Origin of the sequence: Coleofasciculus sp. B1-GNL1-01, assembly GCF_040220235.1 — a bacterium.
Lineage (GTDB): Bacteria > Cyanobacteriota > Cyanobacteriia > Cyanobacteriales > Coleofasciculaceae > Coleofasciculus.
Map to the genome: position 1 here is coordinate 137,194 of NZ_JAVJTO010000006.1, position 13,567 is coordinate 150,760.

A 13,567-nucleotide genomic window follows, 5' to 3' on the forward strand; every position below is an offset into this window, starting at 1 on the left:
CTTGATATGTCCTAACTAGAGTGCGTAGTGCTATAATGCTAAGCTCTAGTCTTAACAGTTAAAAACAGAACAAAGTATCGCGAGTTTGCCGACCTGTGGTAGGGTTTTTGCCGATAGCAATTTGACACAATTGTTCTTCGGCTTTGGGATCAAGAAAAGCATCGGTAAAATCAGCCCCTTCAATTATCGCGCCATCAAACTGAGCATTGAAAGCGTAGGCACTTTCAAGCACAGCATTCTTCAAATTAGCACCATTCAAACGCGCTTTGTCTAACGTTGAGTAACTGAGATTTGCCCCTTCCAAATTCGCCAATTTCAGATTTGCCCCAAAAAAACTAACTCCCTGCAAATCCGCATGGCTAAAATTACTTTCCCGCAAATCCGCCTGGTTAAAACTGGCATCAGTCAGCACGCGATCGGAAAAATCTGAATTAACCAAATATTCTTTGTTATAATCCACAGCCAAAGCCGGGGCAGCGTGAAGCATCGCTAGGGTAAAAGGACTACCGATAAAAATTAAGAAGCTAGCTATCCCAACTAAAATGAATCTGAACATAATTTGTAAAATCTGTAGATGTTTCTGACCAATTATATAAGGAGTCGTACTTTCATTAAAGTTAACGATTGAGATTAGGCAACAGGCAACAGTAAGGGTTTGAGGGTTGTTAACATTTCTTAGTAAAGGGTACAGAATTTATGTCCTGGCACTTAATCATCCTACCATTGACAGTTTCTCGATGAGTGAGTATGACAAATGACAAATGACGTAGCTTGCTTCTCGATAAAAGCGAGTATGACAAATGACAAATGCAAAAGGACAACTAGGAGAACAACTCGTTGCCACCTGGTTACAAGCCCAAGGTTGGACTATTTTACATCACCGATGGCACTGTCGCTGGGGAGAAATCGACCTGATTGCCTATCGGGATGGAGAAGTCAAGGAAAATCCTGTCTCCAATCTGGATATAAACTTCCAATTTCATCCCTCTACCCCCTTGCCAGCAAACGCGGAGTCACCTATCTTAGCCTTTGTCGAGGTGAAAACTCGCAGTCGAGGGAATTGGGATGCTGATGGTCAATTGGCGATTACATCCTCTAAGCAAGCCAAAATTTGGCGAACAGCCGAACTATTTTTAGCAGAAAATCCCGATTTAAGTGATCTTCCTTGTCGGTTTGATGTTGCCCTTGTTCGCTATCACCGTATCTGTAAAAACCCACGCCCTGTTAATACTAGGAATGTTTTGCCGACTTCAGCCCCTCAATTTGGTGAACCGTTTATTCTTGGAGGATATGAGCTTATCCTACAAAACTATATCGAATCCGCTTTCTGTTGACGAAGGGCAGGTTTTGTTGTAGCGAAGTTCGAGTTCCCTCCCCTTGTCAAGGGGAGGGTTAGGGAGGGGTCAAATCAAGCGATTGAAGATGTTTGAGCTTAAATTGACCTGGTAATTAAGGAAGAGGTAATTGGTGATTAGGAAGTAGGAAATTCTCCCCCATCCCAATGCATCACGCCGATTTCATCGTTGTCATCGGTTCGGGTAAGGTTAGAATCTCTACCCCATCTGACGTAACTGCTATAGTATGCTCAAACTGAGCCGAAAGCTTACGATCCTTTGTCAGCGCTGTCCACTTATCCGCCATAATTTCCACTTCCCACGTTCCTTCATTAATCATGGGTTCAATGGTGAACACCATCCCGGAACGCAGACGCTTTCCTTTACCGCGAGTACCATAGTGAGGCACCTGGGGAGCCGTATGAAAGATTCGATTAACGCCGTGTCCGACAAAATCCCGCACCACAGAAAAACCATTAGCTTCGGCGTATTCCTGAATAGCCGCCCCAATATCACCAATGCGGTTTCCCGGTTTCACGGCGGCGATTCCCCGCATCATACAGTCGTAGGTGACTTCAACCAGTTTTTTGGCGGTGGGTGAAGGTGTACCGACAAAAAAGGTTCGGGACGTATCCCCGTGAAATCCATCCACAATCGGGGTTACATCAATATTGATAATGTCCCCATCCTTGAGAATTTGTTTAGCATTGGGGATACCGTGACAGACGACTTCATTAATACTGGTACAAATTGACTTAGGAAAGTCATGATAACCGAGGGGAGCGCTTTTGGCTCCATGTTCCTGAGTCCAGCGCTCGGCTTCATCATTGAGTTCCAAGGTACTGACTCCTGGCTGAATCATGGGTTCAAGGTGATCCAGGAGCTTGGCGGCTAAACGTCCAGCTTGACGCATTTTCTCAATTTCTCGGCTCGATAGGAGAACGATTCTTTCTGGTGCCATGACTATTTATGCGGTTATTTCCCTAATCAACGAGGGTGTATCTATGTGAGTCTTTCTTCACTTTACTGCGAACTCTTGCCTCTTCCCCACTGCTGTTGAATTTCGTTATTGGTTATAGCGCTACGCGCTCGGCAATAGGCAATAGGCAACACCTCAACCCTTCGACAGGCTCAGGGCATCGCTTACCTCGATGGTCAGTGAGCCTGGTCGAACTGCGCTCGGTAACACGCTCGGTGTGGAATATGCAATAGGTTAATGGGTTATAGAAATTTTGTCTCCCCTGCTCCCCCTGCTCCCAGACGTAGCATGCTACGTCTCTACATTGCTCCCCTGCTTCCAGACGCGCCATGGCACGTCTCTACATTGCTCCCCTTCTGCCTTCTTCATCAACTCTTTACATGAGAATTCAGAAATTTCCCAATTCTTTAGTGAAGTGTGGCTTAAAATAATAAATAGGTCGTTATACTCATTCAAATCAATCAAAATGACAATCTGGGTAAATGTCGGAGAACGCTCAAACTAAGCCAAATTAGCTTTATGAAAAAGTTAATTTTATTCTCAATACTACTATCAGTGAGTTCTCGTAATTTCCCATTAATCCTAATATAAAGTTACAGTGTTTTTGAAGTCATTTTATCTGGTAGGGTGGGGGAATGCTCGGCTAAGACACATTTAAATTAACTATTGCCTGTTCTTTGTATCCCTTTACTAAAATCTGGGTAGGTCGTTTAAATCCACAGCCGCTCAGTAACATCAACAGTCTCTTACTATATCTGTTGAATAAAGATTAAATGCCAATCAATTTCTAAAGTGTAATTTGTCGCTTTGGAGGCAAAATCGAGTAGGTTCAAGGTCTGCTCTGGTTAACAACGTCGCAATTTCAACAAAATATTATTCCTTAACTATCTACCACTAATCATCAGAGATAATAGCCCGGTTTTTTTGAGGTGCCATGACAGAGCTAGCCCTAATCCGCAAACCCATTATTCAACCCACTGAAATCCTGAGTCAGTTACAGACAGGACAACTCCTCAGGGTGAATAGTACTCGTGGTAATGCATTAATCATAATGCACCGTCATCATGCAGAACTAGCGGGTTCTGGTGCTGCCGTTGGTGGGCTTTTTGATGCGGATTGTACGCGAGTTGTTCCCATTGGTTCGCTTTCGTTAGTCTATCCTGAATCACGGTACGAACGCCAGAAAGCGTATCAATTACGGCAGCGCTGGATCTTGTTTACCCAACATGCCATGACCACTTATGTGCCACTACACCGTGCCAGAATCTTATTACGTTTACTCTATCAATATTTCGACGCCCAGCTTATTGATGAACTCTCTGATGACGTGATTGCTCAGTTAGTTGGAGTTTTGCCAAAAACAATTAGTATAGTTCGTCGATCGCGAATGTCACCGACTCACCAGAAACCCCAGACGAGGAAATCCGTAGGGGTTTGACTCAATGAACAGTCATTAGGTTACTAGGGGCGATAATCAACTTGCCGCCCTTAGTGCTTCTTAGGGTAAAAGGTTCTCTAAATCCCATAAAACTGGTATAGTTTAAAATAATCTTTTAAAATCTGTCCGTTAATTATGAAATCCGTTAACGAGTTAAAAACTCCTGGTTTCTGGCAAAAGCTACGATGGGTTTTTGATCCGGTAGGTTATCTGGAGAGTGCTGCCCAGCGTCATCCTGACCTGTTCACGGCTCGGATTAGCTCGGAAGCCTCCTTTATTTTTGTCTACCATCCCCAAGCCTTACAGCAAATTTTAATCAATGATAGAAAGAAGTTAACGGCTCCCGGTCATTTGAATACATTAATACAACCTTTAGTCGGTCAATACTCTCTACTTCTGTTAGACGGGGAAAGCCACAAACGAGAGCGAAAACTTTTGATGCCTTCATTTCATGGCGATCGCATGCATGTTTATGGAACGTTAATTGATCAACTCACAGAGCAAGTGATCAATCAACTTCCCCTGAATCAACCCTTTAAAGCCCTTGATGTTACCCAAATGATCACCATAAAGGTAATTATACAAGTGGTATTTGGACTCTATGACGGAGAACGCTGTGAACAGATTATCCAAAAATCTCGGAGTTTACTCAATTTCCTGAATTCTCCCTTAACTGCCAGTTTGCTATTTTTTTCATCCCTGCAAAAAGATTGGGGGGTATGGAGTCCTTGGGGATACTTTTTATACTTGCGAAAGCAACTGGATGATTTGCTTTATGCTGAAATTAGCGAACGTCGTCAAAACCCTGATCCAAATCGAACGGATATCCTTTCCCTACTCATATCGGTTCGAGATGAAGCGGGTCAAGGCATGACGGATCAAGAGTTGCGCGATGAATTGCTGACATTTTTGTTAGCGGGTCATGATACAACAGCACTGGCAATGGCTTGGGGATTGTATTGGATTCATCGTTACCCTGAAGTTCGAGAAAAACTAATTCAGGAGTTGAATAGCTTAGGCGATACACCTGATCCTCTAAGGATTTTCCGACTCCCTTATTTGACGGCTGTGTGTAATGAAACGCTACGGATTCATTCCATTGCGATGTTAAGTTTTCCCAGGGTAGTACAAGAACCGATTGAGTTATTCGGACATCAGTTAGATACAGGGACAATACTTATGGGTTGTTTTTATCTTACCCATCAGCGTGAGGATCTCTATCCCCAACCGAAAACCTTTAAGCCAGAACGATTTCTAGAACGCCAGTTTTCTTCCTCTGAATTTATCCCCTTTGGTAGTGGAACCCGTCGTTGTATGGGTGAGGCGTTAGCCCAGTTTGAACTCAAGTTAGCGTTAGCCAAAATTGTGTCATCCTACGAATTGGAATTAGCGGAAAATCGACCCGTAAAACCCCAACGTCGAGGTGTTGTATTGGCACCTAAAGGGGGTGTAAAAATGATCCTCAAGGGTAAACGTGCTTCTCAAAATGAGAAGAACGCTTCCTTGAGTTTTGCATAAATGCCACTGAATTAAGGCTAATGGGTAGTGCCTACCCTAGGATATATAGCAGATTTCAGGTTGATGAGGTACAGTCTCTAAGCAAGATCCCCGACTTCTTCAAGAAGTCGGGGATCTGTCTATGCTTATTTGAGTTGATAAAGGGCAATGGGTTGTTCACTGTCCTCAAATTGCCACTGTCCCATCGGTTGCGGTGGCTGGGGCAAATGGTTCGCGATCGCCTCATAAACGCTATGAGATATACAAATCCCGCCAGGAGGGGCTTCTGCGGTAAGATGATGGGCAATGTTGACGCCGGGTCCACTCACACCCGTGTAACAAAAAATAACATCTTCCCAATGGATACCAATCCGATAACAGAGTCCCGGCGTTAAGTCCCGTTGAACGGCGGATTGAAGCGTTAATTGAATCTCTTGGGCAAAGTTAATCGCCTGGAGGCAACTGGGAAATACAATTAACATTCCTTGGTCAATGGATTTGATAATTTTTCCGTCAAATTCTTGAGCAAGCTGGACAAACAATTGTAGGTCTTTGTAGAGTTGATTAAACGTCGGTTCTGGATGAGCCAGTAGGTTAGCAGTTAAGTTGACCCCCTCAATCACCACCATGCTAGCTTGGCGGGTTTCGGGGGGAAATTTTAAGCCGAGGGGTTTGAGGCGATCGCGAAAATAGTGGTGATATAATTGGCAACGCAGTTTAACCTTGCCCTGAGCCACCTGTACCAGTCCTAGATTTTGCAAGCGACGGGTAAGAATTGGCTCAAACTCTACAGGCGTTGATGAATTGGCAAGTTGAATCAAGGCATTCATGAGTGCTGAATCCTGGTGGAGATGTTCTAAGCACTGGTGCAAATGCTCTCGATAAATGTCAGCTTCTGCGGTAACAGTTGCCAAAAATTGGTCAATCGGAATTTTTTCGGTTTTAATCGCATTTAACGTTAGCTGGAGCAGATACGGATGACCCCCTATCAACTGATACAATTGCGTAACCTGTTGCGGTTGCCAACTGAATCCATGGCGAATCACTAACTCTTGGACGTGTTCCCTAGTAAACTCGGGTAACTGGAGCGATAATTCTGCTGTAAATTCCATAGACTTACCTCCAGACATGGCGTAAACGTCAGTCGAATTTACAATCACGAGGCGCAATTTTTGCCAAAGTTGACTACATCTATCCCCATAACTGGCTTTTTCGCCCCAGGTTTGCAGCAAACTAAAAAAATCTCTAGCAATTTCTGGATAGTTAAATAGTATATCAGCATCGTCTAATGCCAAAACTAAAGGATTATCAAGTTGCGGTAAGAGATAGGTTTCAAAATAATAGGTGGTATTAGCATTTCCGCCATAGATATCATCCCAATAGGTTGGCACTTGATGCGGTAAACCCAAGCCTCGTGTCACCACCGCACAGAACCATTGCAGGAATCGCTGTAAGTCACGAACTATGGCAAATTCTGCCAGTTGCAGGTTTAAGGGGATGGTATGAAAGCCTTCCTCCCTAGCCTGCTGCAAGATTCGCGTCATCAGAGAGGTTTTTCCCATTTGCTTAGGCGCAACAATTTGGATGGAACTTCCCGGTTTGATCAGAGTTTCGTGACAAAGGGATTCAAGGGGTAAACGTTCAATATAAAAAGGAGAATCAAGAGGAACTGGACTTTTGAGCGGAACTTGATCATAATGAGATGAGTTGGTATCTGCTTTGGTATAGTCGTTAAGATTAAGTGTCAGATCAAAGGCGCTGAAATAGGACATCAAGGTTTTGCGATCGACAGGTATCGTCCGCCGTCGTACTTTGATCAGGGTGTTTGGGCTTAAATGAGTACGTTCGCTTAATTGTTCTAGGGTGTAGGGTTTTCCCCGATTATCTTGAAACGCTAATTTGCGCTGCGCCGCTTTTAGGCGTTGCCAACCTTGAACGGAAAGAATAACTCCCCGTTGACGTTTGGAAGGCTGATGTTTTGGTGACATTCAGGTTAAGAGTCGCTTAAGTGTCAGAATGGGTTCAAACCGTTCATTTTAAGCGAAAACTGTGAAAAAACGGTGAATGCCTTGCCTGAACCCGCCGACTTTTCCATCCGCATTACCCCGTCGGTGGTTAAGTTGTGAACTTAACTTGTGATCTTGCGTTGTATTATTTGAGAACTAACGGCAAACTGCAATAACAAGTTGATAGGGCAAGTGTCTTAGTAATTACAATGATGGGTATTATCGGTACTTTAAGCGACGTATCATTACCAGAGATTTTTCAGTTACTTGAAAAGGGCAAAAGGACGGGCTTGTTGACTGTTCGGGCGTTTCCTCCAGCTACTGGAACCTACTACTTATGGGTTAAACAGGGTCACATTATCGCGGCGGCGAATCGGCGAGATGGACAAGGTTTAATCTCATTGATTAGCAAATGTAAATTGGTTAGCGATCGCGTGTTAACTAAACTGGTTCAATGGTGTTGTCCCGTTAATCAGCCATTAGGCGTTTGTTTAAAACAACAAGGGGTTTTAACGCGCTTAAACTTAGAACAGCTATTTCAAATTCAACTGTTGCAGCAATTGTCTGTGCTGTTTCAACTAGAAGATGGTCAATTTCGATTTAATTCTGTGGCTGTAATTCCCACCCCAGAAATGACCGGGTTAAGTATTCCGGCGACAGAAGCAACCTTAATGGGATTGCGGGTTTTAGCCAATTGGGATAATTTGGCGGCTAAATTACCTGATCCGAATCAGAATTTACTCAGTACAATCGCCGATTATCCTTCCTATCAGCTAGATACATTAGAATGGCAAATTTGGCAGTATAGTAAAGGGGCGGAATCGCTTCATACCATTGCCCAACATCTCAAATTTCCTGTAGAACAGGTTCAACATATTGCCTTTAGGTTAATTAGTATAGGGTTAGCTGAAGCCATCCCTTAAACTTCGTTTGTCATTGGTCATTGGTCATTGGTCATTGGTCATTTGTCTTGTGTAAGGGTCAAATGTTTTATCCCCCATTCATGCATCGCTTCCAGAATCGGTTGAAGACTCTCACCTAATGGGGTTAAAGAATACTCAACCTTTGGCGGAACTTGCAGATAAACCTCCCGATGAACAATACCATCCGCTTCCAGTTCTCGTAACTGTTGCGTCAGCATTTTCTGGGTAATACCATGTAAAGCCCGATGTAACTGACCAAAACGCTTCACCCCTGCCAATAATTCCCGCAGAATCAAGACTTTCCAGCGACCGCCAATAACCTCTAATGTACGTTCTACCGGACAATTGGCGCGTTCACTCTCGGCGCGTTTAGTTGCCATAGTATCGTTTTGGTAACTAGCTTACTTTCAAGTGCATACTTCCCATAATAGTGGTATGGGTTTTATAGTTGAACTATCAGGACTTACGCAGCCACACCATATATATTGGTTAAGGTGCGTTACGCTACGCTAACACACCCTACTGGCGTGGCACACCTAATTTGATAGATTAGCTTGGGTTCGTAGTAAGGGCTTTAGCCCTATATTTTGTTGGGATGCTTCCTGTGAATACCTAACCCAGTCCGATGGTTATAGGGATAACAAAGGACAAAGGACGAATGACAAATGATTAAACTTCGCAAATCTCAAGACAGAGGACATGCTAATTACGGTTGGTTAGACACCTATCACACCTTTTCATTTGCTAACTATTACGATGCAAACGCGATGGGATTTCGTACCCTGCGCGTGATTAATCAGGATCGGGTTAGTCCGGGTGCGGGATTCGGTACTCACGGACATCGGGACATGGAAATTATTACTTATGTTTTAAATGGGGCGCTAGAACATAAAGATAATATGGGGAATGGTTCCGTGATTTATCCTGGTGATGTACAACGGATGAGTGCAGGGACAGGTATCCGTCATAGTGAATTTAATCAGTCACAAACGGAATCGGTTCACTTGTTACAGATTTGGATTTTGCCCGATAAAAATGGACATCATCCTAGCTATGAACAGAATAACTTTGGTATCGCCAAGAATCCTGGACAATTCCATTTAATTGCTTCAGGTGATGGCAGAGAAAACTCCCTGACGATTCATCAAGATGTAAACGTATATGCAGCCGTCTTGACAAAGCGCGATCGCATCACTCATTCTTTCGCACCTCAACGCTATGGCTGGTTGCAGGTAGCGCGAGGTACGATTACGGTGAACGGGTTAACCTTAGAGTCAGGAGACGGTGCAGCGTTGAGTGAGGAAACGGATGTGGCAATAACTGCGACAACCGATGCTGAAATTTTACTCTTCGATTTGGCATAATCTGAACTCTTGGGGGTGCATTTTATTGTCAGTATTAATTCCATTACGTCACTATTGTCCTATCTGTTGAAACAGTAACGCGACTTTATCCAAATCTTTATCTCCGGGCGATCGCTCAACGCCACTTGAAAGATCAATCCCATCGGGGTGCAATCGTTTCAACGCTTCGCCAATATTCTCTGGGGTTAAGCCGCCAGCCAGAAACCACGGTAAAGGGGGATTAAAGTCAGCCAGCTTCTGCCAGTCAAGTGTTTTACCCGTACCCCCTAGCATCTGGGGATGGTAAGCATCGAGTAACAGGGTATCGACACAACTGACATAGCGATCGCCTAACTGTAAATCTTCCGGCGTTTTCACCCTCAACGCTTTGATCAATTCAATCTCAGGCAGACATTGCCGCAATTGGCTGCAAAATTCGGGGGATTCATTTCCATGAAGTTGAATGCTGTTCAATCTGGCTTGGGCAACCGTGGCGCAGATTTCTTCAACACAAGCGTTGGCAAATACGCCGATAGTATCCACCGATATCGTCAATGACTCTACGATCAATCCGATTTGATTGGGGGTGACGTACCGGGGGGAAGCGGGTACACATACGAATCCCAGGGCGGTTGCACCCTTTTGCGCGATCGCTTGTCCTTGTTCTGGTTTGGTAATGCCACAAATTTTAACCCGCATCGATAGCCCCATTCTCGTTTTTTCGTCAAATTGTTAAATATTACAACATTTTATGAATTTTATCCCGATAATTCTTTATTATTTTTTCACTTGTATCTGTTTATCAAGACCAGGAGAATATACAATGCTTAACACAACTTTACTCGCGGCGGTGCAATCGTCTGTACCCTCAACCCCTAGCTGGACTCCCACTGTGGGGCTAGTGATGATTATCTGCAACCTGGTGGTACTGGTTGCAGGGTACTACGCGATTCAAAATCCGGGTGTGGGACCGGATTTACCCCTGCCAAAACCCGCCATCTTCAAGCGTTTCGGTGTGACCGAACTGTTGGCAACGGCTAGCTTGGGACACCTGGTTGGCGCTGGTGTGATCTTGGGACTGAGTAACGCCGGGGCACTCTAAGTCGGGATTTTGAGATACCTTCTTCCCTTCTGAGATCCCCGACTTCTTGAAGAAGCTGGGGATCTAAAAGCTAATATCGTAGAATACGAATACTGTCAATTACCCCTAGTCCAGGTAAACGTCAAAGGAAGCAAAAACCTTGATACAGTCAAATTGGCGAATTGGCTCATTATTCGGAATACCTTTCTTTATTGACCCGTCGTGGTTTTTTATCTTAGCCTTGGTGACCTTACTCAAGGCGGGGAATTTCGATCCGAGTTTTCAGTCAATTTCCGCCTGGAGTCTGGGGTTGGTGATGGCGCTATTATTGTTTGCTTCGGTGTTATTGCATGAACTAGGGCATAGTTTAGTGGCGCGATCGCAGGGAATTAAAGTCAATTCGATTACTCTGTTTATCTTTGGCGGCGTGGCGGCGATTGACCGTGAATCTCAGACTCCCGGTGATGCGTTTCAAGTCGCGATCGCAGGTCCTGGGGTTAGCCTCTGCCTGTTTGGTCTATTTTATGGGTTAACTCAGGTACTGCCCACGGAAAATCTGGGATATCTGGTGGCGGCGGATCTGGCAAGAATTAACCTTGTATTAACCCTGTTTAATTTAATCCCCGGATTACCCCTCGATGGTGGACAAGTTCTCAAAGCGGCAATCTGGAAGCTGACGGGGAATCGCTTGCAAGGAGTGCGTTGGGCAGCACAGGCGGGTAAAGTGATTGGCTCTTTAGCGATCGCGGTATCCTTAGGACTGACTTTGTTAACTGGAGTATGGACAATCCTGTGGTTGGCGTTGATCGGCACTTTTGTGTATCGCAATGCCAATGCTTATGATCGCCTGAGTATCTTACAAGAAGCCTTACTTGAGCTTCAAGCTTCCGACGCCATGACCCGCAATTTTCGTGTCTTGGATGCCACCATGAGCTTACGGTCTTTTGCGGATGAGTACATTCTGGCAGATATTCAGACGAATAAGCCGTATTATGCCGCGTCGGAGGGACGTTATCGCGGTTTAGTTAAGATTCAAGACTTACAAACAATCGAACGCAGCCGCTGGGAAATAGAGTCCCTGGAGAGTCTGGTTCACCCGTTATCGGAAATTGCCACAGTTGAGGAGAAAACTCCGTTAATAGACGTAATTAAAACTCTGGACACTTGTCAGCTAAAGCATCTAACCGTACTTTCTCCCGCAGGCGCGATCGCGGGTGTTATTGACCGAGGCGATATTGTCCAGGCGGTAGCAGGGCGTCTCAATTTACCGATTTCCCAGGAGCAAATCCAGCAGATTAAGGCAGAGGGGAGTTATCCATCCTGGTTAAAGTTGTCTGCGATCGCTAAAGCTACAACGTCATAGTGGTCAGTGGTCAGTTATCAGTGGTCAGTAATTGGCTGATAACTGATAACTGATAACTGATAACTGATAACTGGTAAACGAATTACTGGAGTAGGGAATTAAAAAGCGCTAATGAAGTCCGTTTGGCTGTGAGTAAAATAGACCCGACAATGAGCAGTTTTATCGCGAGTGGCGCTAAAATTAGATTCAACACCAGACAAAGTAACGCAATGATCGTTGCCCCTACTTGCACTAATTCCTCTGCGACATGGGTATGAATGTAAACCGCGACGAGAGCGATCGCGAGAATTAGCAGAGACGGTATAATCATCGAACAGTGCCTCTATACAGCTTGTAGTGGTTATTCTGATTATCCACTACATCCCCCAGTCAAGACTTCCGTAAAATTTCTTAATAGAACTACGCCGATTGACTGAATCGCTAGATTGTTGGTTCATCACCCCCTGCTCCCCCTGCTCCCCCTGCTCCCCCTGCTCCCCCTGCTCCCTCTGCTTCCCCTGCTCCCTCTGCTTCCCCTGCTCCCTCTGCTTCCCCTGCTCCCTCTGCTCCCCCTGCTCCCTCAGCTTCCCCTGCTCCCTCAGCTTCCCCTGCTCCCTCAGCTTCCCCTGCTCCCTCAGCTTCCCCTGCTCCCTCAGCTTCCCCTGCTCCCTCAGCTTCCCCTGCTCCCTCAGCTCCCCCTGCTCCCTCTGCTTTCCCTGCTCCCCCCGCTTCCCCTGCTTCTCTTCACCTGACTCTCCATTGAGTTAGCCTTGATTTATTGGGATAGGAGCGCCGCCATGATACAGTACAACCCATTGCAATATCTTCCCACTGCTGAAGAACTGCCCGACTCAGACGATACTCCTGTGGATAATGAACTGCAAAACCTGATTCCAAATCTGCTACGAGCAATTCTGGCTTGGCTATGGGTAGAGCGCATGGACTGGTTTTTGGGCATCAATATGGGGGTCTATTACTCTCCAGGAGTTGACGCAATTGTACCCGATGGTTTTCTCAGTCTAGGAGTAGAGCGATTCAAAGCAGGTGGTAAGCTCCGACTGAGCTATGTCCTTTGGCAAGAGAAGGACATTGTTCCTCAGTGGGTGTTAGAGGTGGTCTCGAAAACGCCGGGTGATGAGTACGACGGGAAAATGACCAAGTATGCCGAGATGGGGGTGCTGTACTACACTATCTACAATCCTGACTACTGGAAACGCGATAAGCATGACCCGTTTGAGGTTTATCGCCTGATGAATGGGGTCTATGTACGTCAACAGGGAACGAAAGTGTGGATGCCTGAAATTGGGCTAGGAATTGGTTGTGAACAGGGTACTCATGAAGGATACACCAGGGAGTGGCTCTACTGGTATGACCAGGAGGGAAACCGCTTGCCCGCTCCCGCGAATGTCATTGAACAGGAGCGACAGCGAGCTGAACAGGAGCGACAGCGAGCTGAACAACTAGAACGGCAGCTATTTGACTTGCGTACCAAGTTACGAGAACAGGGAATTGACCCAGATCTTCTTTAAGTATCTTCCAATTTTGGGGTCTATTTTGTTGGGTTTCCTTGCGTTTTCCCAACCTACTGGACTGACACAGCTAAAATTGTGGAATAGATTTATCG

The 13,567-nt window shown here is 45.3% G+C and carries 15 protein-coding genes; 8 read left to right on the forward strand and 7 right to left on the reverse strand.

Annotated features, from left to right (window positions below; genetic code table 11):
* Positions 1-58 precede the first annotated feature (58 nt).
* On the reverse strand, positions 59-556 hold the full coding sequence (locus RID53_RS01420; protein WP_446386418.1) for a pentapeptide repeat-containing protein: 498 nt from the start codon (positions 554-556) through the stop codon (positions 59-61).
* Positions 557-717: 161 nt separating this feature from the next.
* The gene (locus RID53_RS01425; protein WP_446386419.1) at positions 718-813 is read right to left on the reverse strand and encodes a hypothetical protein; all 96 of its coding nucleotides are present in this window, start codon (positions 811-813) and stop codon (positions 718-720) included.
* Here RID53_RS01425 and RID53_RS01430 point away from each other — a divergent pair.
* Positions 801-1,334, forward strand: coding sequence for a YraN family protein (locus RID53_RS01430; RefSeq protein WP_446386420.1), 534 nt, complete (start codon positions 801-803; stop codon positions 1,332-1,334). The genes RID53_RS01425 and RID53_RS01430 overlap by 13 nt on opposite strands.
* 172 nt (positions 1,335-1,506) lie before the next feature.
* Here the strand turns inward: RID53_RS01430 and map are convergent, their stop codons facing one another.
* Positions 1,507-2,295, reverse strand: a complete 789-nt coding sequence (map, locus tag RID53_RS01435; RefSeq protein WP_446386421.1) for a type I methionyl aminopeptidase — start codon at positions 2,293-2,295, stop codon at positions 1,507-1,509.
* A gap of 952 nt (positions 2,296-3,247) precedes the next feature.
* On the opposite strand from map, the gene RID53_RS01440 reads away from it, so the two are divergent.
* Both RID53_RS01440 and RID53_RS01445 read left to right on the forward strand, forming a co-directional pair.
* Entirely contained in the window at positions 3,248-3,751 is a 504-nt protein-coding gene (locus RID53_RS01440) for a hypothetical protein (RefSeq protein WP_446386422.1), read from the forward strand.
* 135 nt (positions 3,752-3,886) lie between these two features.
* Positions 3,887-5,269, forward strand: a complete 1,383-nt coding sequence (locus RID53_RS01445) for a cytochrome P450 (RefSeq protein WP_446386423.1) — start codon at positions 3,887-3,889, stop codon at positions 5,267-5,269.
* Positions 5,270-5,394: 125 nt separating this feature from the next.
* Here RID53_RS01445 and RID53_RS01450 read toward each other — a convergent pair whose 3' ends face one another.
* Positions 5,395-7,236, reverse strand: coding sequence for an AAA-like domain-containing protein (locus RID53_RS01450; RefSeq protein WP_446386424.1), 1,842 nt, complete (start codon positions 7,234-7,236; stop codon positions 5,395-5,397).
* 227 nt (positions 7,237-7,463) lie between these two features.
* Between RID53_RS01450 and RID53_RS01455 the strand changes: the two genes are divergently transcribed.
* Positions 7,464-8,177, forward strand: a complete 714-nt coding sequence (locus RID53_RS01455) for a DUF4388 domain-containing protein (protein WP_446386425.1) — start codon at positions 7,464-7,466, stop codon at positions 8,175-8,177.
* Between the two features lie 38 nt (positions 8,178-8,215).
* On the opposite strand, the gene RID53_RS01460 is transcribed toward RID53_RS01455, so the two are convergent.
* Entirely contained in the window at positions 8,216-8,557 is a 342-nt protein-coding gene (locus RID53_RS01460) for a winged helix-turn-helix transcriptional regulator (protein ID WP_446386426.1), read from the reverse strand.
* Positions 8,558-8,842: 285 nt separating this feature from the next.
* Between RID53_RS01460 and RID53_RS01465 the strand changes: the two genes are divergently transcribed.
* A complete protein-coding gene (locus tag RID53_RS01465; RefSeq protein WP_446386427.1) occupies positions 8,843-9,541 on the forward strand; it encodes a pirin family protein in 699 nt (232 codons plus the stop codon).
* A gap of 51 nt (positions 9,542-9,592) precedes the next feature.
* On the opposite strand, the gene RID53_RS01470 is transcribed toward RID53_RS01465, so the two are convergent.
* The gene (locus tag RID53_RS01470; protein WP_446386457.1) at positions 9,593-10,219 is read right to left on the reverse strand and encodes a phosphoribosylanthranilate isomerase; all 627 of its coding nucleotides are present in this window, start codon (positions 10,217-10,219) and stop codon (positions 9,593-9,595) included.
* A 124-nt stretch (positions 10,220-10,343) separates the two neighbouring features.
* On the opposite strand from RID53_RS01470, the gene psaK reads away from it, so the two are divergent.
* Positions 10,344-10,622, forward strand: coding sequence for a photosystem I reaction center subunit PsaK (gene psaK / locus RID53_RS01475; RefSeq protein ID WP_446386428.1), 279 nt, complete (start codon positions 10,344-10,346; stop codon positions 10,620-10,622).
* 142 nt (positions 10,623-10,764) lie between these two features.
* Positions 10,765-11,964 (forward strand): site-2 protease family protein, encoded by a 1,200-nt coding sequence (locus tag RID53_RS01480; RefSeq protein WP_446386458.1) that lies wholly within the window; start codon positions 10,765-10,767, stop codon positions 11,962-11,964.
* 82 nt (positions 11,965-12,046) lie between these two features.
* Here RID53_RS01480 and RID53_RS01485 read toward each other — a convergent pair whose 3' ends face one another.
* Positions 12,047-12,274 carry a hypothetical protein gene (locus RID53_RS01485; RefSeq protein ID WP_446386429.1) on the reverse strand — a complete coding sequence of 76 codons (228 nt, stop codon included), beginning with the start codon at positions 12,272-12,274 and terminating at the stop codon, positions 12,047-12,049.
* A 466-nt stretch (positions 12,275-12,740) separates the two neighbouring features.
* Between RID53_RS01485 and RID53_RS01490 the strand changes: the two genes are divergently transcribed.
* On the forward strand, positions 12,741-13,472 hold the full coding sequence (locus RID53_RS01490; RefSeq protein WP_446386430.1) for a Uma2 family endonuclease: 732 nt from the start codon (positions 12,741-12,743) through the stop codon (positions 13,470-13,472).
* The last annotated feature ends 95 nt before the right edge of the window (positions 13,473-13,567 follow it).

Excerpts from the sequence above, each read along its gene's own strand:
- RID53_RS01420 (WP_446386418.1), bottom strand. The coding sequence starts at position 556 with ATGTTCAGATTCATTTTAGTTGGGATAGCTAGCTTCTTAATTTTTATC.
- RID53_RS01430 (WP_446386420.1), top strand. The coding sequence starts at position 801 with ATGACAAATGCAAAAGGACAACTAGGAGAACAACTCGTTGCCACCTGG.
- map (WP_446386421.1), bottom strand. The coding sequence starts at position 2,295 with ATGGCACCAGAAAGAATCGTTCTCCTATCGAGCCGAGAAATTGAGAAA.
- RID53_RS01440 (WP_446386422.1), top strand. The coding sequence starts at position 3,248 with ATGACAGAGCTAGCCCTAATCCGCAAACCCATTATTCAACCCACTGAA.
- RID53_RS01445 (WP_446386423.1), top strand. The coding sequence starts at position 3,887 with ATGAAATCCGTTAACGAGTTAAAAACTCCTGGTTTCTGGCAAAAGCTA.
- RID53_RS01450 (WP_446386424.1), bottom strand. The coding sequence starts at position 7,236 with ATGTCACCAAAACATCAGCCTTCCAAACGTCAACGGGGAGTTATTCTT.
- RID53_RS01455 (WP_446386425.1), top strand. The coding sequence starts at position 7,464 with ATGATGGGTATTATCGGTACTTTAAGCGACGTATCATTACCAGAGATT.
- RID53_RS01460 (WP_446386426.1), bottom strand. The coding sequence starts at position 8,557 with ATGGCAACTAAACGCGCCGAGAGTGAACGCGCCAATTGTCCGGTAGAA.
- RID53_RS01465 (WP_446386427.1), top strand. The coding sequence starts at position 8,843 with ATGATTAAACTTCGCAAATCTCAAGACAGAGGACATGCTAATTACGGT.
- RID53_RS01470 (WP_446386457.1), bottom strand. The coding sequence starts at position 10,219 with ATGCGGGTTAAAATTTGTGGCATTACCAAACCAGAACAAGGACAAGCG.
- psaK (WP_446386428.1), top strand. The coding sequence starts at position 10,344 with ATGCTTAACACAACTTTACTCGCGGCGGTGCAATCGTCTGTACCCTCA.
- RID53_RS01485 (WP_446386429.1), bottom strand. The coding sequence starts at position 12,274 with ATGATTATACCGTCTCTGCTAATTCTCGCGATCGCTCTCGTCGCGGTT.
- RID53_RS01490 (WP_446386430.1), top strand. The coding sequence starts at position 12,741 with ATGATACAGTACAACCCATTGCAATATCTTCCCACTGCTGAAGAACTG.